A 21723-nucleotide genomic window follows, 5' to 3' on the forward strand; every position below is an offset into this window, starting at 1 on the left:
CGCCGTGCGCCGGATCGCCGTTGTCGGAGCGGGCCAGGCCGGCCTCCAGCTCGCGCTCGGGCTGGTGGCGGACGGGTACCGGGTGACACTGGTCGCCGAGCGCACCCCGGAGCAGCTGCGCGGTGGCCGGGTGCTGTCCACCCAGGCGATGTTCGGCCCCGCGCTGCGGATCGAGGCGGAGGCCGGGCTGGACCTCTGGGCGGAGCAGGCGCCGGCCGTCTCCTCGGTGGAGGCGGTGCTGGCGGCGCCCCCTGGCGTGCGGGCCCTGGAGTACACCATGAGGCTGGACGAGCCCGCCCAGTCGGTGGACCAGCGGCTCAAGCTGGCCGGCTGGCTGGAGCTGCTGGCCGAGCGCGGCGGCGAGGTCGAGTACCGGACGCTGGACCGTGCCGGGCTGCACGAGCTGGCCCGCCGGCACGAGCTGACCGTGGTCGCGGCCGGACGCGGCGCCCTGTCCGGGGTCTTCGAGCGCGACGCCGTCCGCTCGCCCTTCGACCGGCCGCAGCGGGCGCTGTCCTGCCTGTACGCGCACGGCGTCGGCTCGCCGGACCCGGGCGCCGGGCCGAGGGCCCGGATGAACGCCCTGCCCGGTCTCGGCGAGCTGTACCTGCAGCCGGCGCTCACCCTCTCCGGCCCCTGCGACATCCTGCTCTGGGAGGCGCTGCCCGGCAGCCCGCTGGACGCGTTCGGCGACGCACCGCCGCCGGACGTCCAACTGGACCGGATCCGCGAACTGTTGGGCGAGTACCTGCCCTGGGAGGCGGAGCTCTGGACGGAGGCCGAGCCGACCGACGCCGGGGCCGGACTGTTCGGCGCGGTCACCCCGGTGGTCCGGCACCCGGTGGCGGAGCTCGGGTCGGGCGTGGACGCCGTCCACGTGCTGGGCCTCGGCGACGCGGTCGTGGTGACCGACCCGATCACCGGACAGGGCGCCAACAACGCCGCCCGGGCGGCCGAGGCCTACCGCCGGGCCGTCGTCGAGCACGGCGACGCCCCGTACACGGCCGACTGGATGTGCCGCACCGCCGAACGTTTCTGGCAGCAACAAGCCCGCCACAGCGTGGAGTTCACGGCCGCGATGCTGACCGTGCCGGACCACCTCCAGGGCGTGTTCGCGGCCGCCGCCGAACACCCGGAGGTCGGCCGCCGGCTCGCCAACACCTACGCCGAGCCGAGCGACCACGCCGCCTGGCTGGCCACCCCCGAGCTGGCCGCCGCCTACCTGGCCTCGGTCGGAGCCTGACGAACCCGCCCGCACTTGCCTCCGGGCGGCCCGCGGGACGACGCTGGAGGGAAGAGGGCAACGGGTGCGGGAGGCGTCGCTCGTGGACGGACGCGAGCCCGCCGGCCGGTCCGCCAGCGGCCACCGGAGCGTGCCGCACACGGCCGACCTGCGGGTGGAGGCCTGGGCGCCGACGGCCGAGGGCTGCATCGGCGAGCTGGTGCACGCCGTCGTCGGCAGCTTCGCCGACCTCGCCGGCGCGCGGATCGTCGGCGAGCGCGGCTGCACCGTCCTCGCGGTGAGTGACCCGGACCTGCTCGCGGGCGTCCTGGAGGAGGTCATCTACCGGATGGACGCCGACGGCGAACTGCCGGTCGCGGTGGCGGTCGGCCCGATCGAGGGCCTGGACGGGGCCCGCCGGGTGACGGTCCGCTTCCGGATGGCGGACGTTGCCACGGCAGCCCTGGTCGGCGCCGTGCCGAAGGCGGTCTCTCTGCACGACCTGGACCTGAGCGCCGGGCCGGACGGCTGGACCTGCCGGGCCACCGTCGACGTCTGAACCGCCCGGACAGGCCGTCCGGACAATCCGGCGGGACCGCTCGTCGGGAGCGGGTGAGCGGAGCGGGGTGAGCGAGGTGGAGATCGCACTGGCCGAGGCGGGCCGGCACCGCTGGCGGATCGAGCCGCGCCCGCCGATGCGGGTGCCCGGCGTGGTGTTCGCGACCGCCGCGCTGCTGCCGCAGGCCGCCGGGGACAAGGCACTGGAGCAGGTGGCGAACGTGGCGACGCTGCCCGGGATCGTCCGGGCCTCCTACGCGATGCCCGACGTGCACTGGGGTTACGGCTTCCCGATCGGCGGGGTCGCCGCCACCGACGTCGAGCGGGGCGGAGTCGTCTCGCCCGGCGGAGTGGGCTTCGACATCTCCTGCGGGGTCCGGCTGCTGGCGGCCGGCGTCAGCCGGGACGAACTCGACCGGGAGCGGATCGGCCGCCTGATGGACCTGTTGGACCGCACCGTCCCGCGCGGCCTGGGCCGGGGCGGCCTGTGGCGGCTGTCCGGACCGGAGGAACTGGACGAACTCCTGCTCGGCGGCGCCCGCTACGCCGTCGAGCACGGCCACGGCGTACCCCGCGACCTGGAACGCTGCGAGGACCGCGGCGTGCTGGCCGGCGCGGCCCCGGGCGAGGTGAGCACCCGGGCCGTCGAGCGCGGGCTGCAGCAGGTCGGCAGCCTCGGCTCGGCCAACCACTTCCTGGAGGTGCAGGCCGTCGACCGGGTGTACGACGCCCGGACCGCCGCGGCCTTCGGACTGCGGCCCGGCCAGATCTGCGTCATGATCCACTGCGGTTCGCGCGGCCTCGGCCACCAGATCTGCACCGACCACGTCCGCGCCATGGACCGCGAACTGCAGCGCTACCGGATCGAGATCCCGGACCGCCAGCTCGCCTGCACCCCGGTCGACTCCCCGCGCGGTCACGCCTACCTGGGCGCCATGACCGCCGCCGCCAACTACGGCCGGGCCAACCGGCAGCTGCTGTCCGAGGCGGCCCGCCGCGCCTTCGCCACCGTGCTCGGCGTCGGGCTGGAACTGGTCTACGACGTCTCGCACAACCTCGCGAAGCTGGAGACCCACGAGGTGGACGGCGAACCGCGGAGGCTGTGCGTGCATCGCAAGGGCGCCACCCGGGCGCTGCCGCCCGGCGACCCCGACCTGCCCGCCGACCTGGCGGAGGCCGGGCAGCCCGTGCTGGTGCCGGGCACCATGGGCACCGCCTCGTACGTGATGGTCGGCCTGCCCGGCAACGAGGCGTTCTGCTCCGCCTGTCACGGGGCCGGGCGGGTGCTGAGCCGCCACCAGGCGCTGCGCACCGTGCGCGGCGAGCGGCTGAAGAGCGAGCTGGAGGCACGAGGGATCGCGGTGCGGCCGGCCTCCTGGCGGGCGCTGGCCGAGGAGACGCCCGAGGCGTACAAGGACGTCGACGCGGTGGCCGCCGTCACCGAGGCCGTCGGGCTCGCCCGCCAGGTCGCCCGGCTGGTGCCGTTGGGCGTGTGCAAGGGGTGAGCCGCCGCACCGGTCCGGGCGCGTCCCTCGACTCGCCCGGCCGGGCGCGCTTGGATGTCGGACGCATCCGTTGCAGCAGCGCACCCGTCACAGGAGGTGGTCATGCCGGGGAACCCGGAGCCGGCCGTGGAACGCCGCGGCACCGGAGGCGGCCCGGTGATCGAACTGCGCTCGCTCACCAAGCGCTACGGTGCCACGGTCGGCATCGAACGGCTGGACGTGTCGGTCGAGGCCGGGGAGGTGTTCGGCCTGCTCGGCCCCAACGGCGCGGGCAAGACCACCACGCTGCGCTGCCTGGTCGGCCTGCTCAGCCCCAGCGACGGGCAGGTGCGGGTGCTCGGCCTGGACCCGGTGGCCGATCACGGTCGGCTCGCCCCCTCGATCGGCTACCTGCCCGGCGAACTGCGGCTCTACCCCGAACTCACCGGGCAGCAGACCCTCGACCTGCTCGCCGCCCTCCAGGGCGCCCCGGTGCCACGCCAGGGCGAACTGTGCGAGCGGCTGAAGCTCTCCCGGGCCGACCTGGCCCGACCGGTGGGGGAGTACTCGCGCGGCATGAAGCAGAAGCTCGGGCTCGTCCAGTCGCTCCAGCACCGGCCGCCGGTGGTGGTGCTGGACGAACCGAGCGAGGGGCTCGACCCGCTGGTCCAGGAGACCTTCTACGAACTGCTCGCCGAGGAGACCGCGGCCGGGCGGACCGTCCTGCTCTCCAGCCACGTGCTGCCCGAGGTGCAGCGGACCTGCGGCCGGGTCGCCATCGTCCGCCACGGACGGCTGGTCACCGTCCGCTCCGTGGCCGAACTGCGCCAGGCCCGGGCCCGCCGGGTCCGGCTGGTCCTCGGCGACGGGCGGGGTGCCAGGCCGCTCGGTGCCGCCGAGCGGTGGTCCCCGCGCTGGGACGGTCCGCGGGTCGAGCTGCTGGTGCCGCCCGACGAGGTGGTCGCGGCCGTGCGCACCGTGCTCGCCGAACAGGCGGTGGCCGACCTGACGGTGGAGGAGGCGGGCCTGGACGAGGCCTTCCTCGACCTCTACCGGTCCGTCGGGGCCGAGGGCTCCGTCGGGGCCGAGGAGCACCCGAACGGCAGTCGCCTGCCGGAGCCGGAGGAGCGGCCGTGAAGCCGGGTACCGTCAACCGCCGCCTCCCGCTGGTCTGGCTCGCCCTGCACCGGCGCCGCCGGATGCTGCTCTCCCTGCTGTTCGGCATGGTCGTCTTCGAGACCCTGATCGTGGTGATCGCCAGTACCGTTCCGACCGGCGAGCTGTTCGGTGCCCGCCGCACCCCGCCCGGCGCGTTCAAGGCCTTCAGCGGCTCCAACGGCGACGTCTCCATCGCCAGCTACCCCGGCCTGCTCGGGGCCGGACTCACCCACCCGTTCTGGATCGCCCTCCTGCTGACCGCGATCGGCTCGCTCGGCGCCGCCGCCGTCGCGGCCGACGTCGAGTCCGGCACCATCGAGCTGCTGATGACCCGCCCGGTCTCCCGCCGCCGGCTGCTCGCCGAGCGGGCCGGCGCCCTGATCGCCGCCACGGTGCTGCTCAACGCCGCCGCCACGCTGACCCTCGCGCTCGGAGTGGCGATCTCCGCGCCGCTGCGCTCGGCCGTCCCGCAGGGTGCGGTGTTCACCGCCGGACTGCTCGGCTGCGCCCTCGCGTTCTGCCTGACCGGACCGGTGCTGGCGGTCTCGGCGCTCAGCCGGCGGCGGGCCCATGTGATCGGCGCGGCCGTCGCGTTCGGCGCGGTCGGCTTCGCGGTCAACTTCGTCGCGCTGGCCTGGTCCCCGGTCAGGTCGTTGCGCTACCTCAGCCCGTTCCACTACTACGCGCCGGGCGATGTGCTCGCCCACGGCGGCGTGCCGTGGGCGGCCTTCGGGGTGCTGATCGGCGTGGGGCTGATCGGGCTGGCGGCGGCCTTCCGGCTGCTGGAACGGCGGGACCTGGCGGTCTGAGCCGAACGTCAGCCCCAGCTGCGGGCCGCGGCCAGCAGGCGTTCACGGACCAGGGCCACGTGGGGGTTGGCCGGGCCGGCCGGGCGGCGGACCAGGTAGGCGGTGTTGATCGGCGGATCGGCCGGCTCGTGCAGCAACCGCAGGGTCCCGGACGCGAGTTCGGCCCGGCACAGGTAGCCGGGCAGCACGCTCCAGCCCGCGCCTGCGGTGACCGCCGAGAGCACCGCCCGCAGGTCCGGCACGGTGACCGCGGCCCGGGCGTGCAGCCGCCGGTCGAAGACGTGCCGCCAGTAGCGGCGGGCGATCGGCAGGTCCTCGGCGTAGCTGAGCAGTGGGACCTCGGTCAGCGCGCCGGGCAGCTCCCGGCCGGCCAGCCGTTCGGCCCAGACCGGGGCCGCGACCAGGACGAACTCCTCGTCGGCCAGCGGTTCGGCGAGCAGCGTCCGGCCGTGCGGACGCCGGGTGGCGATCACCAGGTCGTGCTGCCCGGCCCGCAGTTCCGCCAGCAGCGGGTCGGTCAGCCCGGTGGTCACCCGCAGCCGGACGCCCTCCGCGACCAGCGGGGCCAGCTCGGCCAGCAGGGTGGTGCCGAGGAACTCGGCCGGCCCGGCGAGGTGGACCGGCTCCGGCACGCCGCCGCCGCGCCCGCCGGCGAGGCCCGCGAGCTGGTCCAGCGGCACGGCGAGGCGGGCGGCGAGGTCGTCGGAGTACGGCAGCGGGCTGACCCCGCGGGCCCCGCGCTCGAACAGCTCCCGGCCGAGCCGCTGCTCCAGCGCCCGGATCTGCGCGGTCACCGTGGACTGCGACAGGCCCAGCAGGTGCGCGGCCGCGGTGAAGGAGCCCACCCGGTGCACGGCGAGGAAGGTCCGCAGCTGGTTGAGGTCCAGCGGGCCGGAGCCGGTGGTCGGCCGATCGCTCATGCCGGCCAGCCTACGGGATTCCGATGGCTCGACGGCCGGCTCGACGATCCGGGTGAGGCATCGGGATCCCGATGCCTCGCATCGCGAGGCCCATTGGTTCCCGCGGGTGGGGCGCGTCTAGCGTCGACGGGGTGAGCGTCGCGGCAGGTCGTCGCGGCGCAGACCCCGGCACCCCTGGAGGCACACCCCATGGCCGACATCCTGTTCGTCCTGACCGGTTCGAAGGTCTGGACCCTGAACGACGGCACCGCGCACCCGACCGGCTTCTGGGCGGAGGAGGCGGTCGTCCCGTACCGCGCCTTCACCGAGGCCGGTCACCGGGTCACCGTCGCCACCCCGGGCGGCGTCGTCCCGGTCGCGGACCGGGCCGGCCTGACCGATCCGGCGATGGCCGAGGAACTGGCGAAGATCGCCGAGTTCCGGCAGCCGCTGGTGCTGGCCGAGGCCGACCCGGCCGACTACGACGTCGTGTTCTACCCGGGCGGTCACGGCCCGATGGAGGACCTGGCGGTCGACGCGGACTCCGGCCGGCTGCTGACCCGGGCGCTCGCCTCCGGGGGCCCGCTCGGGGTGGTCTGCCACGGCCCGGCCGCACTGCTCGCAGCGCGGACCGAGGACGGCGGCTCGCCCTTCGCCGGATACCGGGTGACCGGCTTCACCAACGCCGAGGAGACCCAGGCCGGCCTGGCCGACCGGGCGCCGTGGCTGCTCCAGGACCGGCTGGTCGAGCTCGGCGTGGACTTCGAGGAGGGCGAGCCCTGGGCGCCGCACGCGGTGGTCGACCGCAACCTGGTGACCGGTCAGAACCCGGCCTCCTCGGCCCTGGTGGCCGCCGGGCTGCTGAAGATGCTGGAGGACGCCGCGAAGTAGCGGCCGCGCGGTGGGCCCCACGCGGGCGGGTGAGCGACGGAGCGTGCGCACGTGTCGTACCCGTCGCTCACCCGTACGGGTGGGGTGTCCAGGACCTGTCGCGGATCCGCCGGACCGGCCCTCGGGCGTCCCGTCGTGCCGGGCTTCCGTCAGCGGAGGCCGTAGGCGGTGAGGGGGTTCCCCGTCCAGATCCGGCGGGCGGCCTGCTGCGGGTAGCGGACGGTCTCCGAGCGGGCGTCCAGGACCCGGGTGAGCTGCCCGTCCGGATCGAAGGCGGGCCACCCCGGGTCGCCGGTGGTGGCGAACCGGACCCAGGCCTGCCGCAGTTCCGCCGAGACCCGGACCGCCTGCGGCGGAGGCGGGTCGCCGAGGACGTGCCGCGCCGTCGGGCTGTCCAGGCTGCCGAAGGCGAGCGGCACGTCCAGACCGTGGCAGGCGCCGAAGACGCCGCCGAGGGCGGGAGCGGGCAGAGCGAGCTCGAAGAGGTACGAGGTGCCGCCGGCAGCCGCGTTGGCCTCGGCCAGCCGGAGGGACGGCACCCGGAAGAGGGCGTCGGAGCTGACGGCTTCGATGAGCTCGGAGGGTGTCGCGCCCGGGAGGGCGGCCCGGTAGGCGTCCGGGCCGCCCGGTGGCGGGGCGAACAGATCCAGCGCGAGCCGGGCCTCCTCCTCGGTGAAGGTGCCGTGCCGTCCACTGAGGACGCTGAACAGCCGGAACTCGTCCCGGGTGTGGCCGACCAGCAGCTCGACGCCGGCGGTGAGCGCCGACCACGGAGAGCCGGGCATGACCTCGCCGTCGACCACCGGGACGGTGGCGATGCCGCTGTGCGCCAGCCGGCCCCAGCGCGCGAGGTGCTCCGGCAGCGCGGTGCCGAGTTCGGTGACCGCCGAGGCCAGGCGCCACGGGTGCACCTCGGCCAGCGCGGCGGCGGTGGGGGCCGTGCCGAGCAGCTTCGCGAGCTCGGCGGTGACCTCCGCGGCCAGGGCGGGCGTGCAGTGGTTGCCCGGCACGGTGTGGGCGACGGCTCGCCGGAACAGGCCGCGGGCCTGGTCCATCGTCAGCAGGGCGGCGACCGACCCGGCGCCGGCGGACTGCCCGGCGACGGTCACCTGCGCAGGGTCCCCGCCGAACCCGGCGATGTTGCGCCGAACCCAGTGCAGGGCGGCGATCTGGTCGAGGAAGGCCCGGTTGGCCGGGGCGCCCTCCAGCAGCGCGAAACCCTCGGCGCCCACGCGGTAGTTGATGCTCACCACGACCAGCCCGGCGGAGGCCAGGGCGGTCGGGTCGTACAGCGGGTCGCCGGAGGCCCCGGAGATGAACCCGCCGCCGTGGATCCAGACCAGGACCGGCAGCCCGGCCGCGCCCGGATCGGGTGTGCAGACGTTGAGCGTCAGCCAGTCGGTGTCCTCGGACGTTCCGGGGGACTCGGCGGGCATCGGCCCGGACTGGGGGACGACGGGGCCGAAGGCGGCGGCCTCACGGACGCCGTCCCAGGACTCGGGCTCGACGGGAGCGGCGAAGCGGAGGGCTCCGACGGGCGGCTGGGCGTAGCGGATGCCGCGGAAGACCGCGAGTTCCCGGCCCGCTTGCTGGTCCTGTCGCTGGTCCTGCCCGTGCTGCGGCTCCCAGCAGCCACGGACGAGTCCTTCGGTGGTGCGGACGACGGGTTGCTCCGGCATGTGGACGCCCCTCCCTCGGAAGGCTTTCCACGTTATCGGTCGACTGTATTGTGTCAAGTGTATGGAAAAGAGTACGCCGCGCGTGGAGAGAGCCCGAGGAGCCGCCGCCCATGCCGAAGCAGGTCGACCACCGGGAACGCCGCGAGATGATCGCCCGTGCGCTGTGGCGGGTCGTGGAGCGGCGCGGCGCCACGCACCTGACGATGCGCGAGGTCGCGCAGGAGGCCGGCATCTCGCTCGGGCAGCTCCAGCACTACTTCGACTCCCGGGCGCAGATGCTCTCCTTCGCGATGGACTTCGCCGGCGAGCAGAGCGCACTGCGGGTCGGCCGGGCACTGGGAGCGCTCGGCGAGCGGCCGCACCCGCGTGACGTGCTGCGGGTCATGCTGGTCGAACTGCTGCCCCTGCACGCCGACGCGCGGGCGACCAGCCGGATGAGCGCCGCCTACGTGCTGGAGGCGCTGCACGACGAGGAGGTCCACGCACGGGCCCGCGGCGGCCTGCTCCAGGGGCGGGCGATGGTCGAGCAGGTGGTCCGGCAGGCGATCGCCGACGGGTACCTGGCGCCCGACCGCGACCCGGTGGTGGAGACCGACCTGCTGCTCGCGCTCACCGGGTTCACCACGCTGCTGGAGCTGGAGGTGGTCGAGCCCGCCGCCGTGCTCGCGGCCGTCGACCGGCACCTGGAACGGCTGTTCGCACTGCCGGGCGGTGCGGGTGGGGCCGGCGGCCGTCGGTGAGGCGGCGGGTGGAGGTGGCGGCGGTCCGTCCGGGACGCGGGCCGAGACGTGGCAGGCTACCCGGGTAGCACCGCCGCCCGCGACCAGGAGCACAACGCCATGGACCGACCCGCCGCCCTCCGCCTCGACGCCACCGCCTCCGGACACCCGGCGGGCATCCTGGACGCCGCTGAGCAGGCCGAACGCCGGGGCATGGACCGGCTGGGGGTCGCCGAGACCGCGTACGACCCGTTCCTCCAGCTCGCCCGCGCGGCCGACCGGACCGAGTCGATCGAGCTGGCCACCGGCATCGCGGTGGCCTTCGCCCGGACCCCGATGACGCTCGCCTACCAGGCCTGGGGGCTGCACGCGGCCTCCGGCGGACGGGCCGTCATCGGGCTCGGCTCGCAGGTCAAGCCGCACATCGAGAAGCGCTTCGGGATGCCCTGGGACCGCCCGGCCGCCCGGATGCGTGAGTACGTGCACGCGGTGCGGGCGATCTGGCACAGCTGGCAGACCGGCGAACGGCTGCGTTTCCGGGGCGAGTTCTACACCCACACGGTGATGACGCCGGTGTTCTCGCCGGACCCGGTCCCGTCCGGGGTGCCGCGCATCCTGCTGGCGGGCGTCGGGCCGCTGATGACCCGGACCGCCGGGGCGGTGGCCGACGGCTTCCTCAGCCACCCGTTCTCCTCTACCGCCTACCTGGCCGAGCAGGTGCTGCCCGGCCTGACGGAGGAGCGGGCCCGGGCCGAGGCGGAGGGGGCCGCATGGACGGAGCGGCCGTTCGAGGTCGTCGGCAGCGTGCTCACCGCCACCGGCCGCACCGAGGAGGAGCTGGCGGTCAACCGGGCGGCCACCCGCGAGCGGCTCGCGTTCTACGCCTCCACGCCGGCCTACCGCCCGGTGCTGGCGCAGCACGGCTGGGAGGGGCTCCAGGAGGAACTGCACACCCACTCGGTGCGCGGGCGCTGGGCGGAGATGGCCGCGCTGATCGACGACGAGGTGTTCGACACCTTCGCGGTCTGCGGTTCGGTCGAGGAGGTCGCCCGGGAGGTCCACCGCCGGTACGCGGGTCTGGTCACCCGGCTGTCCGTCAGTCTGCCCGAGGACGCCGATCCGGAGCTGGGCCTGGACGTCCTGTCGGCGGTCCGGGCGCTGGGCCGACCGGAAGCGGACGCCGGGTGATCGTGGTGGGCGGCTGACCGGGCAAGGAGTGACGAAGTCCGGGCAGATTCGTGCAACGCGTTTCCGGGGGTGAGGGCGGGCGGCAGGATCGCGGTGGCAGGCCGGGCGGTTCGGCGAGGCTCGGCACCCCGGGCCTGCCACGTTGTGGGGCCTGTCGCGCCGTACGGTCCGTTGCGCCGTACGGCCTGTCATGCCTCGGCCACCCGTTGTCGATCGTGGGGGTGCCCGCGTGTCCGTGTCCGACGACCACCCGGCCGACTACGACCTGGCGGAGTGCTGGGACCCCGCCGCGAACGCGCACGTCGACGCCCTGGCCGACCTGGACGAGTTCCTGCGCGTCTGCGCCGAGCTCACCGGCTTCGACGTACCCGAGCTGCGCGCCACCGGCATGGCGGACGAGCACCACCGGACCACGCTGGCCCACCGGGTCCGGGACGAGCACGCCCTGGTCCACCTCTGGTACGTCGGAGCCTGGCCCGGCGAGGCGCCCTCCTCCGCCCGTGCCCACGACCAGGGACTGGTCTGGCGGACCTTCCACGCCACCCCGCCCGGGGCCGCCGCCCCCGGACACGGCAGCTGGGCCGAGGCACCCCGAGGCGCCGAGGTCCCGGGCGGCACTGAGGTCCGGGGAGACGCTGAGGTCCGGGGAGACGCTGAGGTCCGGGGAGGCGCTGAGCCACTGGGCGGAGCCGAGCCGTTGCGGGGAGCCGAGGCCCCCCGACGTGCGGCGGCACCGGACAACGGTGGTGAGGGCCGGTGAACGCGCGCTGGGACGCCGTCGTGGTCGGAGCGGGCTTCGCCGGGACACTGGTCGCCCACCGCCTCGGCGCACAGGGCTGGCGGGTCCTCGTCCTGGAGGCCGGACGGGCCGCTCCCACCGGCGCCGAGGCCGCCACCGCCCACCGCGCGGCCGGCGGCGGACCACCCACCTCGCCCTACCCGCACAGCCCCGAAGCGCCGTCACCCGACGTCACCGACCTCACCGGACGCCCGGACGGGGGCTTCACCGCCACCGGCCACCTCCGCCAGTACGGGCCGCTGCCCTACGCCAGCGGCTACCTGCGCGTCAACGGCGGCACCGGACTGCTCTGGACCGGGCTCACCCCGCGCATGCACCCCGAGGACTTCCGCACCGGCGACCTCGGCCACGGCCGCAACTGGCCGATCGGCTACCACGACCTGGAACCCCACTACCGCGAGGCCGAACGGGAACTCGGGGTCGCCGCCGACGCCGACGAGCAGCGCCGCGCCGTCGGACTGCCCATTCCGGACGGCTACGACTACCCGATGCGCGCCATCCCGGCCAGCCATCTCGACCGGCAGCTGGCCCGCGCCCTCGACGGCCGGACCGTCCGCGACCCCGCCGTGTCCGGCCCCGCCCGGCTCGCCGTCACCGCCACCCCGCACGCCCGAAACGGCGTGCCGACCAGGCCCGGTTCCGCCGACGGACCGCTCTGCGCGGGCAGCGCGGGCTGTGTCCCGGCCTGCCCGAGCGGCGCCAAGTACACCCCGCTGCGGACCCAGGCCCGCTGGGCGGCCGGGATCGAACTGCGCACGGAGGCCGTCGTCAGCCGGGTGCTCGCCGACCCGGAAACCGGGCGGGTCGGGGCAGTCGAGTACCTCGCGGGCGGCACGGCCCACCGGGTGGAGGCGGACCTGGTCGTCCTCGCCGCGCACGCGATCGAGAACGCCCGGCTGCTGCTCCTCTCCGGCCTGGCCAACCGCAGCGACCAGGTCGGCCGGAACCTGATGGACCACCCGGCCCTGCTCACCTGGGGGCTGATGCCCCGCCCGGTCGGCCCCTATCGCGGCCCCGGGTCCACCAGCGGCCTGGAGGCTTTCCGGTTCGGCCCCGGGCGCGACCGCCGGGCGCCGTTCCGGATCGAGATCGGCAACTGGGGCTGGTCCTGGGCGGGCGGCGCGCCGGAGGCCGAGGCGGCGGCGCTGCTCGCGGAGGGCCTGCGCGGCAAGGAGCTGCGCGAGCGACTCGGTGACCGGCTGGGCCGTCAGTTCTCGCTCCAGTTCGAGCTGGAGCAGCCCGCCGACCCGACCAACCGGGTCACCCTCGACCGGGACCGGTGCGACCCGCTCGGTCTGCCCGGTCCGGTCGTCCGCTACGACCTCTCGGAGTACGTCCGTGACGGGATGGCCTCCGCCCGGGCCGTCTCCGACCAGCTGTTCGCGCTGCTCGGCGCCGAGGACCACACCGCCTACCCGGCGGCCGGATGGCCGGGGCGGCTCGAACACCGGGGAGCCGTCCACGGCTACCGGGGCGCCGGCCACGGGGGCGGCACCCACATCATGGGCGACTCGCCCGCGAACTCGGTCGTGGACCACTGGCAGCGCTGCTGGGACCACCCCAACCTGTACGCCGTCGGCTGCGGCTCGATGCCCTCCCTCGGCACCTCCAACCCCTCGCTCACCATGGCCGCCCTCGCGCTGCGCAGCGCCGAGCGGATGCACCGCGACCTGCTGGAGCTGCACCGCCCGGCAGTCGTACCGACCCCGGCCGCCTCCCGTACCCCCGCACCGCGCTCGCCGTCCCCCTCGCCCCTGCCCCCGCTCTCGTCCTCGTCCTCGGAGCCCTCATGACCGGCCTGCCGCTGCCGCCCGTACCGGAGCCGTACCACCTGCCCTTCCACTACGGCGCACTGCACAACATCGGCGTCGACTACCTGGTCGACCGCGCGCGGGCGCGCGAACTGCTCGCCAAGCGTCACCCGGGGCTGAACGTCGCCGCCTTCGACGGCGGGGCCTGCGTCTCGCTCAACTACCAGCTCTACTTCGCCCAGTATCCGAACGGCGGCGGCATCACCCAGGAGCTGGAGATCAACCTGATCGCCCACCCGCTCTTCGCTGAGGAACGGATGCCGGTGGTCAACTACGGTCAGTACGCCAGGGGTTACGACCAGACCAAGCTGCTCGGCATCGCCCGGCTGCACGTGCTCTGCGACAACCCGTCGGCCATCGACGCCGGGCGCCGGCTGTACGCCGAGCCCAAGCACCCGGGCTGGTTCGAGACCACCCTGCCCTCCCTCAACGCGCCGGGCGTGCGTGAACGCTGGTCGGTCTCCTGCCGTCGGGCCGCCCTGGGACCGGACGGACTGAGGCGCCACGAGGAGGAACTCCTGGCCCTGGACGTGAACCTGGTCGGTCTCACCCCCGAATCGGTCAACAACACCCCGATCACCGGCTACGGCACCGACGACGAGGGCAAGCTGCTGGCCGGGCCGCTCAACGTCTACCAGCCCTACCGCTACTACGCCCTGGACGACCGCACCGCGGAACGCGTCCGGCTCGATCTCGGCAACCCCGCCGAGGAGTCCGCCCGCGACCTCGGCCACCTGATCGCCGACGCCCCGGCCGCCGGGGTGTGGACCTACCAGTCCCCGCCGGTCGCCGCCCACAACCGGGCCTACTACGTCCGATGACGGCCCCGGTGTTCGCCCCGGGCGGCACCGCCGTGCGGCGGGACGTCGCCTGCGGTCGGGTCCGGTCGGCCATGCCGTACACCGTCCTCGCGGACGACGGGGCACCCTGACCCTCACCGCCCGCCCGGGCCCGGAGCCCCCGGCCCCGGCCGGCTGGACGCTGCGGCCCGAGGGACCGCTGCCCACCCTCCCGGCCACCGCCCTCAGCACCCCTGCCGAAAGGGGGCTGAGGACGGGTCGGCCGCCTGCTAGGGTCGCGCCTCGACGTGAACGACACGGACGCGGCGGGGCGCGATGGATTCGACGGACACGATGGACGACGCCGAGGCGCTCAAGCACCTCCACGACGGCGGGGACTACCTGCGGCTGGCCGAGCGGACCTCGAATCCGGACGTCCTGCGCCGACTCGCGCAGGGGGAGTACCCGTTCGTCTGGCACGCGATAGCTTCGAATGCCGCCGCGCCCGCCGATCTGCTGGCCTCGCTGTCCACCCGGCGCAACAGCACATGGAACGACAACTGCCTCCTTCGGTTGATCGCCGCCCACCCGGCCCTCACGGGCGCGGCGTTGGATGGTCTGGTCGATCTCGTGGGCGACCGACTGGCGGAGGGCGACCGCCCGTTCGCGGCGGTGCTGGCGCTGGCCCGCCGACCTGAGCTGCCGGCCGAACGGCTGCACCGGCTCGGTCGGCAGCCCGGGGCCTCGGCCAGGCTGCGCCGGGGGATCACCCGGGCGTTGGCGGAGCGTCCGGGCCGCTGAGCGCGGCCGGGACCGGGCCGGCCGCGGAGGCCGTCGGCGCCCGCGACCAGCGGCCGGCGAGGACGGTGCCGACGATCAGCTGGAGCTGGTGGTAGAGCATCAGCGGCAGCACCATCAGTCCGGCTTGCGCTCCGAACAGGACGGTGGCCATCGGCAGGCCGTTGGCCAGGCTCTTCTGCGAACCGCACAGCACCGCCGCCACGGCTGCCGGACGGTCGAGTCCCAGCAGCCGGGCGCCGAGCCCGGTGGCCGCCAGGGCGGCGGCCAGCAGGGCGAGCAGCACCGCGAGCAGTCCGAGCAGCGCGAGGGGGGTGGCCAGGCCCCAGATGCCCTGGGACACCGCCGCGCTGAACGCCGTGTAGACGACCAGCAGGATCGAGCCGCGATCCACCGGGGTGAGCACCCGCTTGTGCCGGGAGAGCAGGCCGCCGAGCCACGGCCGCGACAACTGCCCGAGCAGGAACGGCGCGAGCAGCTGCAGCCCGATCCGTAGCAGCCCGTCCGCGGACAGCGCGGTGTGCGAACCCAGCAGCCAGGCCGACAGCAGCGGCGTCAGCACCAGCCCCGCCAGACTTGAGTAGGTGCCCGCGCAGATCGCCGCCGGGATGTTGCCCCCGGCGGCGCCGGTGAGCGCCACCGAGGACTGCACCGTGGAGGGAACCAGACAGAGGAAGAGCACCCCGGTCTGCAACGGCCCGGTCAGCGGGACGGGCGTGAGCAGCGCGGTGGCCAGCCCGAGCAGCGGGAAGAGAACGAAGGTGGCGGCCAGCACCAGCCCGTGCAGCCGAAGGTGGCGCAGCCCCGCCAGCGTCTCGCGGGTGGAGAGCCGGGCGCCGTAGAGGAAGAACAGCAGCGCCACCGCGAGGTCGCAGGCGACCCCGGCGACCCGGGCCGAGACGCCCGAGGCCGGGAACAGCGCGGCCAGCCCGACCGTCCCGGCCAGCGCCGCCATGTACGGGTCCAGCCGGCGGGGCAGCAGCCCGCGGGAGCGGGGCCCGGGCCCGCACTGCGACTGCGTCCGTTCCCCGCGCGCCCGGAGCCCTGGTGGCTGCTCCGGGCGCGCCAGGCCGTCGGTCACGGGCCGCCTCCCGCCACCGGGCGGAGTGAGGGCCCGGACGAGGACCCCGGCCCGAGCAGGCCGCCCACCAGCGAACCGGCGCCGTCGTGGTCGCTGCCCGCCGAGCCGCTGCCGTTCTGGAGGTTGGCCGTCCGGTCGACCTCCAGCCAGGAGTCGGCGTTCGAGTTGTCCACGACCGTGATCAGCCCGCCGCCGGCCGCCGCGGGCGCCGCGGCGCCCGCGAGCAGGGCACAGGCCCCGGCCAGCCCCAGCGCGGTGGCCCGCAGGGCGGCGGCCGGCGAGGGCGGGGCGGGCCCGCGCGGCCCGGCACTCATGCCGTCACCGCCATCAGCCCGCGGGAGCGCGAGACGTTCCGCTCCAGCAGCTCGGTGGACTCCCGCACGCCGACCTGCTCCTGCCCCCGGGCCGGGGCGGGCAGCCGCCCGTCGGCTTCCTTCAGGCCGGCCAGCGCCTCGTCCATCGCCCGGTGCGCGGCGAACAGGCACGGCGTGCTGTAGATGGCCACGTCCACACCCAGGTCCGACAGCTCCGAGAGCGACAGCCGGGGCGACTTGCCGCCCGCGATCTGGTTGAACAGCAGCGGCTTGTCGCCGACCACCCGGCGGATCCGGCGGATCCACTCCTCGCTGCGCACGCCGTCCACCAGCACCACGTCGGCGTCGGTGGCGGCGAGCGCCCGGGCCCGGCGCAGGATGTCGTCCTCCTCGGTGGCGTCGGTGCGCGCTACCACCACCAGGTCCGTCCGGTTGGCGAGGACCAGCTCCAGCTTCTCCAGGTACTCCTCCAGCGGCAGCACCAGCTTGCCGTCCGCGTGCCCGCAGCGGCGGGGCCGCTTCTGGTCCTCCAGGATCACGCCCGACGCGCCGATCCGTTCGAGCCTGCGCACGACGTGGCAGGCCACCTCCGGATCGACGTAGCCGTCGTCGATGTCGACCAGCAGGTGGTGCCGGGGGAAGGCGCCACGCAGCCGCTCGACGAAGCCCACCATGTCGGGCCAGGCGATGAAACCGATGTCGGGCAGCCCGTAGTAGGAGGCCGCGAAGCCGAAGCCGGAGACGAACATGCCGTCGTAGTGCTCGGCCGCGATGGAGGCCGAGTACATGTCGTAGACGCCGATCAGCGGCGTCGTCCCCGGGCCCGCGATCTCCGCGCGCAGCCGCTGCCCGGGGTTGTCCGATGCCGTGTTTCCGTGGAACAAGGTCTTCTCCTCACTGGGGATGACTTTGCCTGAACTTGGTGTTCACCAGACCGAACTGAGGTGTCATCACTATGTGCCCTTTAATGTTCTGTGGGCAAATCTTTAAATGAGGTTCACTCATTAGAGTGAAGCGGAGGAGAAAATAAGAAGTCCCAACAATATGGTCACCCGCAATGGACTGACGCCGCGACGGCAGGGGCGGTCGGCACGAGCCCTCCCCGGCGCCGGCCCGGCGTCGACCGGGATCGGCTGCGCGCCCCGGGCTGTGCCGCAGCCGAGGTCCTCCGCCGGGGAGTTGACGGCCGGGCTGGTGGTCACCGGCGTCGGTGCGGGGCCGGAGGAGGTGGGGTGGCGGTGTTCGCGGCCTGGCTGGGGGGTGTCGGCCGGTGGTGTCGCTCGGGGTGTCGATCGCCGCCGCGGCGGCGGGGTGCTCGGCTCGGTGCCGCAGGGGTGTGCGGGGCGAAGGCGGCGCCGGGGCCCGGCCGGTGGGGGGCGGGGCCCCGGCGAGGGGTCAGGCGTTCGGGACCGGGGGAGCGGCGCGGCGTTCGCGCAGCGTCCGGAGCATCCGGCGGGTGGCCTTGGTCGCGACCGGGGGCAGCAGCTCCAGGGCGATCCGGCGTGAGGTGGAGCGCTGGACCGGGGCCTTGACCTGGTAGTTGAGGCGCAGTACCCGGGCGTCGGCGATGGTGTCCTCGTCGACGGTGTACCCCTCGGCCCGCCAGTCGCGCTCCCGCAGGACCGCCCGGGCGGCCGCCGCGTCGCCCCAGGTGCCGTAGAACTTCATCGGGGTGAGCAGGACCGGCCGCAGCCCGCCGGTGAAGACGGCCTCCCAGACCGCGGCGGAGACGCCCGGGGTGTGCTCGGAGCGGTAGTCGTCCAGGGCGACCAGGCCGTTCTCGGCGAGCGCGGCGCGGGCCACGGCGATGTCCCCGGCGACGTGCTCGTAGAGATGGGAGGCGTCGACGTGGACGAACCGGCAGCTGCCCGCCCGGATGCGGCCGTCGGCCAGCACCGAGGTCGGGGCCTGCACTATCTCGGGCAGCGAGCCGTGGAAGGCGAGGTAGTTGGCCTCGAAGGCGCTGCGGGTGAGGGTCTTGCGGTAGGACATGTTCATCTCTGCGGCGTTCTCGGCGTCGCCCGCCTCGGAGTCGAACAGGTCGCAGACCGTCAGCCGCTCGCCCGGCTGCAGGTGGTCGCCGAGCAGGACGGCGCTGCGGCCGAGGTAGCTGCCGAGCTCCAGGATGTCGCCGGTGACGCCGGCCGTGCTCTGGGCGGACAGCAGGTGGCTGAAGGCGGCCCGGTCGAGGCTGAAGAACCAGCCGGGAATGTCGTCCCGCTTCAGCGGCGCGGAGTGGACTGCGGCCTCGACCGCGGTCTCGGAAGTGGGCACGGCGGCCTCCAGGGGGACGGCGGGGCGCGGTGGCGGGTCACGCCGCGGAGGGGACGCCGAGGACGTGAGGCGGATCATCATAGCGATGCCGGGGCCGGGGCGAGCCAGGTGTGGAACGGCCTGAATCCGGCCTTTCGCTCCGGCGTTCGACAGGGGCGTACGCCTTCGTTTTCGCTTCCGATTCGCCCGTGCGGCCTAATGTTCCGAGGGGGCTGGCGGTGGGCGCGGTCGTGCAGCTCGTACTGCTCGCGGTGCTGACACGGCCCCGGAGTTCGAGTGGGGCGAGTGGGAGCGTGTGCCAGAGTGGCAGCCATGGCACTCACCCCGGACGGGCGGCCGATCCCGCCCCCGCACGCAGCTGAACGCGCCATGCTGGAGACCTGGTTGGACTTCCAGCGGGCCACGCTCGCCCGGAAGGTCGACGGGCTCGACGACCGGCAGGTGCGGTTGGCGTCCGTCCCGCCCTCCCCGATGACCCTGCTGGGCCTGGTGCAGCACCTCGCCGAGGTCGAACGCAACTGGTACCAACGGGTGTTCGCCGGTCGACAGGTGCCGCCGGTGCACGGCACGGACAACGCCGACGGCTACCGGCTGGACCCTGCGCGCGGGCTGGCCGAGGCGCTGGTGGACTGGCGGACGGAGATCGACCGGGGCCGGGAACTGACCGCGGACGAACCGCTGGACGCGACCGGCCCGCTCTCCCCGCAGGCCGCGGCGGTGATCGGTGCGGACAGCGTCTCGCTGCGCTGGATCCTGGTGCACCTGATCGAGGAGTACGCCCGCCACAACGGCCACGCCGACCTGCTCCGGGAGTGCGTCGACGGTGTCACCGGCGTGTGACGGTCCGGGCGTCGCTCACGGCCGGATGGCGGACTCCGGCCGCGCGGGCGAGACCTGACCGGCCGCCGGGCCGGTGTGCAGCACGGTCTGCGCAGACCGCCCGCGCCCCCCGGCCGTGGACAGTGTCCACTCGCGTTCGGGAGGGTGCTCCGGGCAGAATCGACCGCGTGGACCAAGGCGGCGAGTCGGCCTGCTGGCTGGACCGGGTGTGCCCGGAGTGCGGACGGCTGCGCGAGGGGCCCGGACCGGCACCCTGCGAGAACTGCGGCGCGGGCGGCGGTGGCCGGGAAGGTGACGACGGCCTGCCCGGGACGGCGGCCCCCCGGATGGCGGACCGCCGGACGGCGGACCCCGGGCGCCGGGAAGCCTGAACCCCGGTCCGGCCGCCGGGCCGGACCGGGGCAGTGGAACCGGCCGGGCGGCGCCGGGTACGGTGCCCCGCGGAACCCGCTACTGCGGGGGCGGCGACTGGTTGCGGAACTGGTTCTTGAGCTGCTCCTCGGTGGCGTCCACCTGACTGCCGTACTTGCCCTGGGTGCGTTCGTCGACGGCGTCGCCCGTCTTGTCGACGGCCTTCTCGGCCTGCTCCTCGTGGCCCTTCAGCAGGCTCTTGAGCTTATCCATCATGGACATCTGGTCACACTCCTGGATGAGACGCCCCCACTACTCCAATATCGCCGCACGTGCGGCGGGCCGCATCCGCGCGGCGTGCGTAAAGGCTTGGCAACGGGATTCCGATCATGTCAAATCATGACCTCACGGCCCGTCGGAAGGAGTTGCCTTGATGCTGCGTACCCGTCGCTCCACCTCCCCGCTCGACCGTTTCACCCCACACGACCGCGCCACCACTCCAGGGCGCCCGCGAACCGCCGTCACCCGGCGTGGCGCGGGCGCCGCCCTGACCGTCGCCGCCCTGGTCACCCCGTTGCTGCTGGCCGGCGCGGGCACCGCCTCGGCCGACCCGGACCCGGCGCGCAAGGGCGCCAAGCTGGCCTCCCGGCTGGTCGAGGCGAGCAGCGCCCGGGACGCCCGGGCCACCCTGGCCGCGCTCCAGCTGATCGCGGACCGCAACGGCGGTACCCGGGTGGCCGGTTCGACGGGGCACGACCAGTCCGCGCAGTACGTCTACGAGCAGGCGCGGCGGGCCGGACTCAAGGTGTCCAAGCAGGAATTCGTGTACACCTTCTTCGAGGCCCGCTCGGAGCGCCTCGACGTGGTCTCCCCGAAGGCCGAGTCGGTGCCGGTGATCGCCATGACGTACTCGGCGAGCGGCCCGGAGGCGGGCCTGACCGCGGACCTGGCGGTCGCACCTGTCGGCGCCACCACCGGCTGCACGCCCGCCGACTACCCGGCGGGCGCCTTCACCGGCAAGATCGCCCTGATCCGGCGCGGCGGGTGCCCCTTCGCCGAGAAGCAGGCCGCCGCGGCGGCCGTGGGCGCGGTCGGGGCGATCATCTACAACAACACCGAGGGCAACCTCAACGGGACGCTCGGCGAGCCGACGGCCGGGAGGATCCCGACCGGCGGGATCACCGAGGCCGCGGGCGAGGCCCTGGCCGCCGAGGCCGCCGCCGGGCCCGTCCGGGTGGCCCTGGACATCCGCACCTTCATGGAGCCGCGCAAGACGTGGAACGTCATCGCCGAGACCCGCGGCGGTGACCCGGCCCACACCGTGATGGTCGGCGCGCACCTCGACTCCGTCCCCGAGGGGCCGGGCATCAACGACAACGGCTCGGGCTCGGCCGGCATCCTGGAGGTTGCGAAGAACCTCAGCGTGCACCCGGTGAAGAACAAGGTCAGGTTCGCCTGGTGGTCGGCCGAGGAATTCGGCCTCAAGGGTGCCGAGGCGTACGTGAACTCCCTCTCCGACGCGGAGCGGAAGAAGATCGGCCTCTACCTCAACTTCGACATGATCGCATCCCCCAACTACGCGCAGTTCGTCTACAACGGCTCCGGCAGCGCCGGCGGCGGCGCGGGCCCCGAGGGCTCGGCGCAGCTGGAGCGGGACATCAACGGCTACCTGGACGGCCGGGGCCTGCCGCACGACCCGACCGCCTTCAACGGCCGCTCCGACTACGGTCCGTTCATCGACGCGGGCATCCCGGCGGGCGGCACCGACACCGGTGCCGAGAAGGTCAAGTCCCCGGAGCAGGCGGCCCGTTACGGCGGCACGGCCGGCGTCGCGTACGACGCGTGCTACCACAAGGCCTGCGACAACCTGGGCAACATCGACATGGGCGCCTTCGACGTCAACATCGACGTGATCGCGAACGCCGTCGGCACCTACGCCTGGGACCTGTCCTCGCTGCACGAGCCCGTCCCGGCCCAGCGCCCGGCCGCGAAGGCGGTGCCCGCGGCCGGCGCGACGGGTACCAGTGGCACGGGCGGCGACCGCTCCCACGGGGTGACGGCCTGAGGCC

At 74.6% G+C, this 21723-nt stretch carries 21 protein-coding genes; 14 read left to right on the plus strand and 7 right to left on the minus strand.

Annotation, left to right across the window (positions count from 1 at the left end):
- Window positions 1-4 precede the first annotated feature (4 nt).
- From ACFU7Y_RS07490 to ACFU7Y_RS07510, 5 genes are all read left to right on the plus strand, one after another.
- Entirely contained in the window at window positions 5-1243 is a 1239-nt protein-coding gene (locus ACFU7Y_RS07490; RefSeq protein WP_380766759.1) for a styrene monooxygenase/indole monooxygenase family protein, read from the plus strand.
- Between the two features lie 82 nt (window positions 1244-1325).
- The gene (locus ACFU7Y_RS07495) at window positions 1326-1781 is read left to right on the plus strand and encodes an archease (RefSeq protein WP_224281383.1); all 456 of its coding nucleotides are present in this window, start codon (window positions 1326-1328) and stop codon (window positions 1779-1781) included.
- Window positions 1782-1857: 76 nt separating this feature from the next.
- A complete protein-coding gene (locus tag ACFU7Y_RS07500) occupies window positions 1858-3285 on the plus strand; it encodes an RtcB family protein (RefSeq protein ID WP_308020229.1) in 1428 nt (475 codons plus the stop codon).
- Window positions 3286-3387: 102 nt separating this feature from the next.
- The gene (locus ACFU7Y_RS07505; RefSeq protein ID WP_380766760.1) at window positions 3388-4401 is read left to right on the plus strand and encodes an ABC transporter ATP-binding protein; all 1014 of its coding nucleotides are present in this window, start codon (window positions 3388-3390) and stop codon (window positions 4399-4401) included.
- Complete coding sequence (locus ACFU7Y_RS07510; RefSeq protein ID WP_224281381.1) at window positions 4398-5231, plus strand: ABC transporter permease subunit; 834 nt, start codon at window positions 4398-4400, stop codon at window positions 5229-5231. Before ACFU7Y_RS07505 ends, ACFU7Y_RS07510 begins: the two co-directional genes overlap by 4 nt.
- Window positions 5232-5239: 8 nt before the next feature.
- On the opposite strand, the gene ACFU7Y_RS07515 is transcribed toward ACFU7Y_RS07510, so the two are convergent.
- Window positions 5240-6151, minus strand: a complete 912-nt coding sequence (locus tag ACFU7Y_RS07515; protein WP_380766761.1) for a LysR family transcriptional regulator — start codon at window positions 6149-6151, stop codon at window positions 5240-5242.
- A gap of 189 nt (window positions 6152-6340) precedes the next feature.
- On the opposite strand from ACFU7Y_RS07515, the gene ACFU7Y_RS07520 reads away from it, so the two are divergent.
- A complete protein-coding gene (locus tag ACFU7Y_RS07520; RefSeq protein WP_380766762.1) occupies window positions 6341-7021 on the plus strand; it encodes a type 1 glutamine amidotransferase domain-containing protein in 681 nt (226 codons plus the stop codon).
- 149 nt (window positions 7022-7170) lie between these two features.
- Here the strand turns inward: ACFU7Y_RS07520 and ACFU7Y_RS07525 are convergent, their stop codons facing one another.
- Window positions 7171-8700: a carboxylesterase/lipase family protein gene (locus ACFU7Y_RS07525; protein WP_380766763.1), complete on the minus strand. Its 1530-nt coding sequence runs from the start codon at window positions 8698-8700 to the stop codon at window positions 7171-7173.
- A gap of 110 nt (window positions 8701-8810) precedes the next feature.
- Between ACFU7Y_RS07525 and ACFU7Y_RS07530 the strand changes: the two genes are divergently transcribed.
- The 6 genes from ACFU7Y_RS07530 to ACFU7Y_RS07555 all read left to right on the plus strand — a co-directional run bounded on the left by ACFU7Y_RS07530 (window position 8811) and on the right by ACFU7Y_RS07555 (window position 14797).
- Window positions 8811-9440 carry a TetR/AcrR family transcriptional regulator gene (locus ACFU7Y_RS07530; RefSeq protein WP_224282957.1) on the plus strand — a complete coding sequence of 210 codons (630 nt, stop codon included), beginning with the start codon at window positions 8811-8813 and terminating at the stop codon, window positions 9438-9440.
- 99 nt (window positions 9441-9539) lie between these two features.
- Window positions 9540-10607, plus strand: a complete 1068-nt coding sequence (locus ACFU7Y_RS07535; RefSeq protein ID WP_224282956.1) for a TIGR03617 family F420-dependent LLM class oxidoreductase — start codon at window positions 9540-9542, stop codon at window positions 10605-10607.
- Window positions 10608-10836: 229 nt separating this feature from the next.
- Window positions 10837-11367: a hypothetical protein gene (locus tag ACFU7Y_RS07540; RefSeq protein WP_380766764.1), complete on the plus strand. Its 531-nt coding sequence runs from the start codon at window positions 10837-10839 to the stop codon at window positions 11365-11367.
- Complete coding sequence (locus ACFU7Y_RS07545; RefSeq protein WP_380766765.1) at window positions 11364-13199, plus strand: GMC family oxidoreductase; 1836 nt, start codon at window positions 11364-11366, stop codon at window positions 13197-13199. Before ACFU7Y_RS07540 ends, ACFU7Y_RS07545 begins: the two co-directional genes overlap by 4 nt.
- On the plus strand, window positions 13196-14038 hold the full coding sequence (locus ACFU7Y_RS07550; RefSeq protein WP_224282953.1) for a hypothetical protein: 843 nt from the start codon (window positions 13196-13198) through the stop codon (window positions 14036-14038). Before ACFU7Y_RS07545 ends, ACFU7Y_RS07550 begins: the two co-directional genes overlap by 4 nt.
- A 294-nt stretch (window positions 14039-14332) precedes the next feature.
- Entirely contained in the window at window positions 14333-14797 is a 465-nt protein-coding gene (locus ACFU7Y_RS07555; RefSeq protein WP_224282952.1) for a hypothetical protein, read from the plus strand.
- Here the strand turns inward: ACFU7Y_RS07555 and ACFU7Y_RS07560 are convergent.
- The 4 genes from ACFU7Y_RS07560 to ACFU7Y_RS07575 all read right to left on the minus strand — a co-directional run bounded on the left by ACFU7Y_RS07560 (window position 14763) and on the right by ACFU7Y_RS07575 (window position 18463).
- Window positions 14763-15749, minus strand: coding sequence for a bile acid:sodium symporter family protein (locus ACFU7Y_RS07560; protein WP_380766767.1), 987 nt, complete (start codon window positions 15747-15749; stop codon window positions 14763-14765). The genes ACFU7Y_RS07555 and ACFU7Y_RS07560 overlap by 35 nt on opposite strands.
- A 122-nt stretch (window positions 15750-15871) precedes the next feature.
- On the minus strand, window positions 15872-16189 hold the full coding sequence (locus tag ACFU7Y_RS07565) for a hypothetical protein (RefSeq protein WP_380766766.1): 318 nt from the start codon (window positions 16187-16189) through the stop codon (window positions 15872-15874).
- A complete protein-coding gene (locus tag ACFU7Y_RS07570; protein WP_224280125.1) occupies window positions 16186-17073 on the minus strand; it encodes an oxaloacetate decarboxylase in 888 nt (295 codons plus the stop codon). Before ACFU7Y_RS07570 ends, ACFU7Y_RS07565 begins: the two co-directional genes overlap by 4 nt.
- 511 nt (window positions 17074-17584) lie before the next feature.
- Window positions 17585-18463: a class I SAM-dependent methyltransferase gene (locus tag ACFU7Y_RS07575; protein WP_224280123.1), complete on the minus strand. Its 879-nt coding sequence runs from the start codon at window positions 18461-18463 to the stop codon at window positions 17585-17587.
- Window positions 18464-18775: 312 nt separating this feature from the next.
- Here ACFU7Y_RS07575 and ACFU7Y_RS07580 point away from each other — a divergent pair, with 312 nt between their 5' ends.
- Window positions 18776-19303, plus strand: coding sequence for a DinB family protein (locus ACFU7Y_RS07580; RefSeq protein WP_224280121.1), 528 nt, complete (start codon window positions 18776-18778; stop codon window positions 19301-19303).
- 450 nt (window positions 19304-19753) lie between these two features.
- Here the strand turns inward: ACFU7Y_RS07580 and ACFU7Y_RS07585 are convergent, their stop codons facing one another.
- Entirely contained in the window at window positions 19754-19936 is a 183-nt protein-coding gene (locus tag ACFU7Y_RS07585; protein ID WP_224280119.1) for an antitoxin, read from the minus strand.
- Between the two features lie 151 nt (window positions 19937-20087).
- On the opposite strand from ACFU7Y_RS07585, the gene ACFU7Y_RS07590 reads away from it, so the two are divergent.
- Window positions 20088-21719 carry a M28 family metallopeptidase gene (locus ACFU7Y_RS07590; protein ID WP_224280117.1) on the plus strand — a complete coding sequence of 544 codons (1632 nt, stop codon included), beginning with the start codon at window positions 20088-20090 and terminating at the stop codon, window positions 21717-21719.
- Window positions 21720-21723 lie beyond the last annotated feature (4 nt).

The sequence above is a fragment of the Kitasatospora sp. NPDC057542 genome (assembly GCF_042801945.1).
Classification (GTDB): domain Bacteria; phylum Actinomycetota; class Actinomycetes; order Streptomycetales; family Streptomycetaceae; genus Kitasatospora.

What these genes read in the sequence shown, in the direction of transcription:
- ACFU7Y_RS07505 (WP_380766760.1), top strand. Translation starts at nt 3,388, where the DNA reads ATGCCGGGGAACCCGGAGCCGGCCGTGGAACGCCGCGGCACCGGAGGC.
- ACFU7Y_RS07535 (WP_224282956.1), top strand. Translation starts at nt 9,540, where the DNA reads ATGGACCGACCCGCCGCCCTCCGCCTCGACGCCACCGCCTCCGGACAC.
- ACFU7Y_RS07585 (WP_224280119.1), bottom strand. Translation starts at nt 19,936, where the DNA reads ATGTCCATGATGGATAAGCTCAAGAGCCTGCTGAAGGGCCACGAGGAG.
- ACFU7Y_RS07580 (WP_224280121.1), top strand. Translation starts at nt 18,776, where the DNA reads ATGGCACTCACCCCGGACGGGCGGCCGATCCCGCCCCCGCACGCAGCT.
- ACFU7Y_RS07525 (WP_380766763.1), bottom strand. Translation starts at nt 8,700, where the DNA reads ATGCCGGAGCAACCCGTCGTCCGCACCACCGAAGGACTCGTCCGTGGC.
- ACFU7Y_RS07560 (WP_380766767.1), bottom strand. Translation starts at nt 15,749, where the DNA reads ATGGCGGCGCTGGCCGGGACGGTCGGGCTGGCCGCGCTGTTCCCGGCC.
- ACFU7Y_RS07550 (WP_224282953.1), top strand. Translation starts at nt 13,196, where the DNA reads ATGACCGGCCTGCCGCTGCCGCCCGTACCGGAGCCGTACCACCTGCCC.
- ACFU7Y_RS07590 (WP_224280117.1), top strand. Translation starts at nt 20,088, where the DNA reads ATGCTGCGTACCCGTCGCTCCACCTCCCCGCTCGACCGTTTCACCCCA.
- ACFU7Y_RS07515 (WP_380766761.1), bottom strand. Translation starts at nt 6,151, where the DNA reads ATGAGCGATCGGCCGACCACCGGCTCCGGCCCGCTGGACCTCAACCAG.
- ACFU7Y_RS07555 (WP_224282952.1), top strand. Translation starts at nt 14,333, where the DNA reads ATGGATTCGACGGACACGATGGACGACGCCGAGGCGCTCAAGCACCTC.
- ACFU7Y_RS07520 (WP_380766762.1), top strand. Translation starts at nt 6,341, where the DNA reads ATGGCCGACATCCTGTTCGTCCTGACCGGTTCGAAGGTCTGGACCCTG.
- ACFU7Y_RS07530 (WP_224282957.1), top strand. Translation starts at nt 8,811, where the DNA reads ATGCCGAAGCAGGTCGACCACCGGGAACGCCGCGAGATGATCGCCCGT.
- ACFU7Y_RS07565 (WP_380766766.1), bottom strand. Translation starts at nt 16,189, where the DNA reads ATGAGTGCCGGGCCGCGCGGGCCCGCCCCGCCCTCGCCGGCCGCCGCC.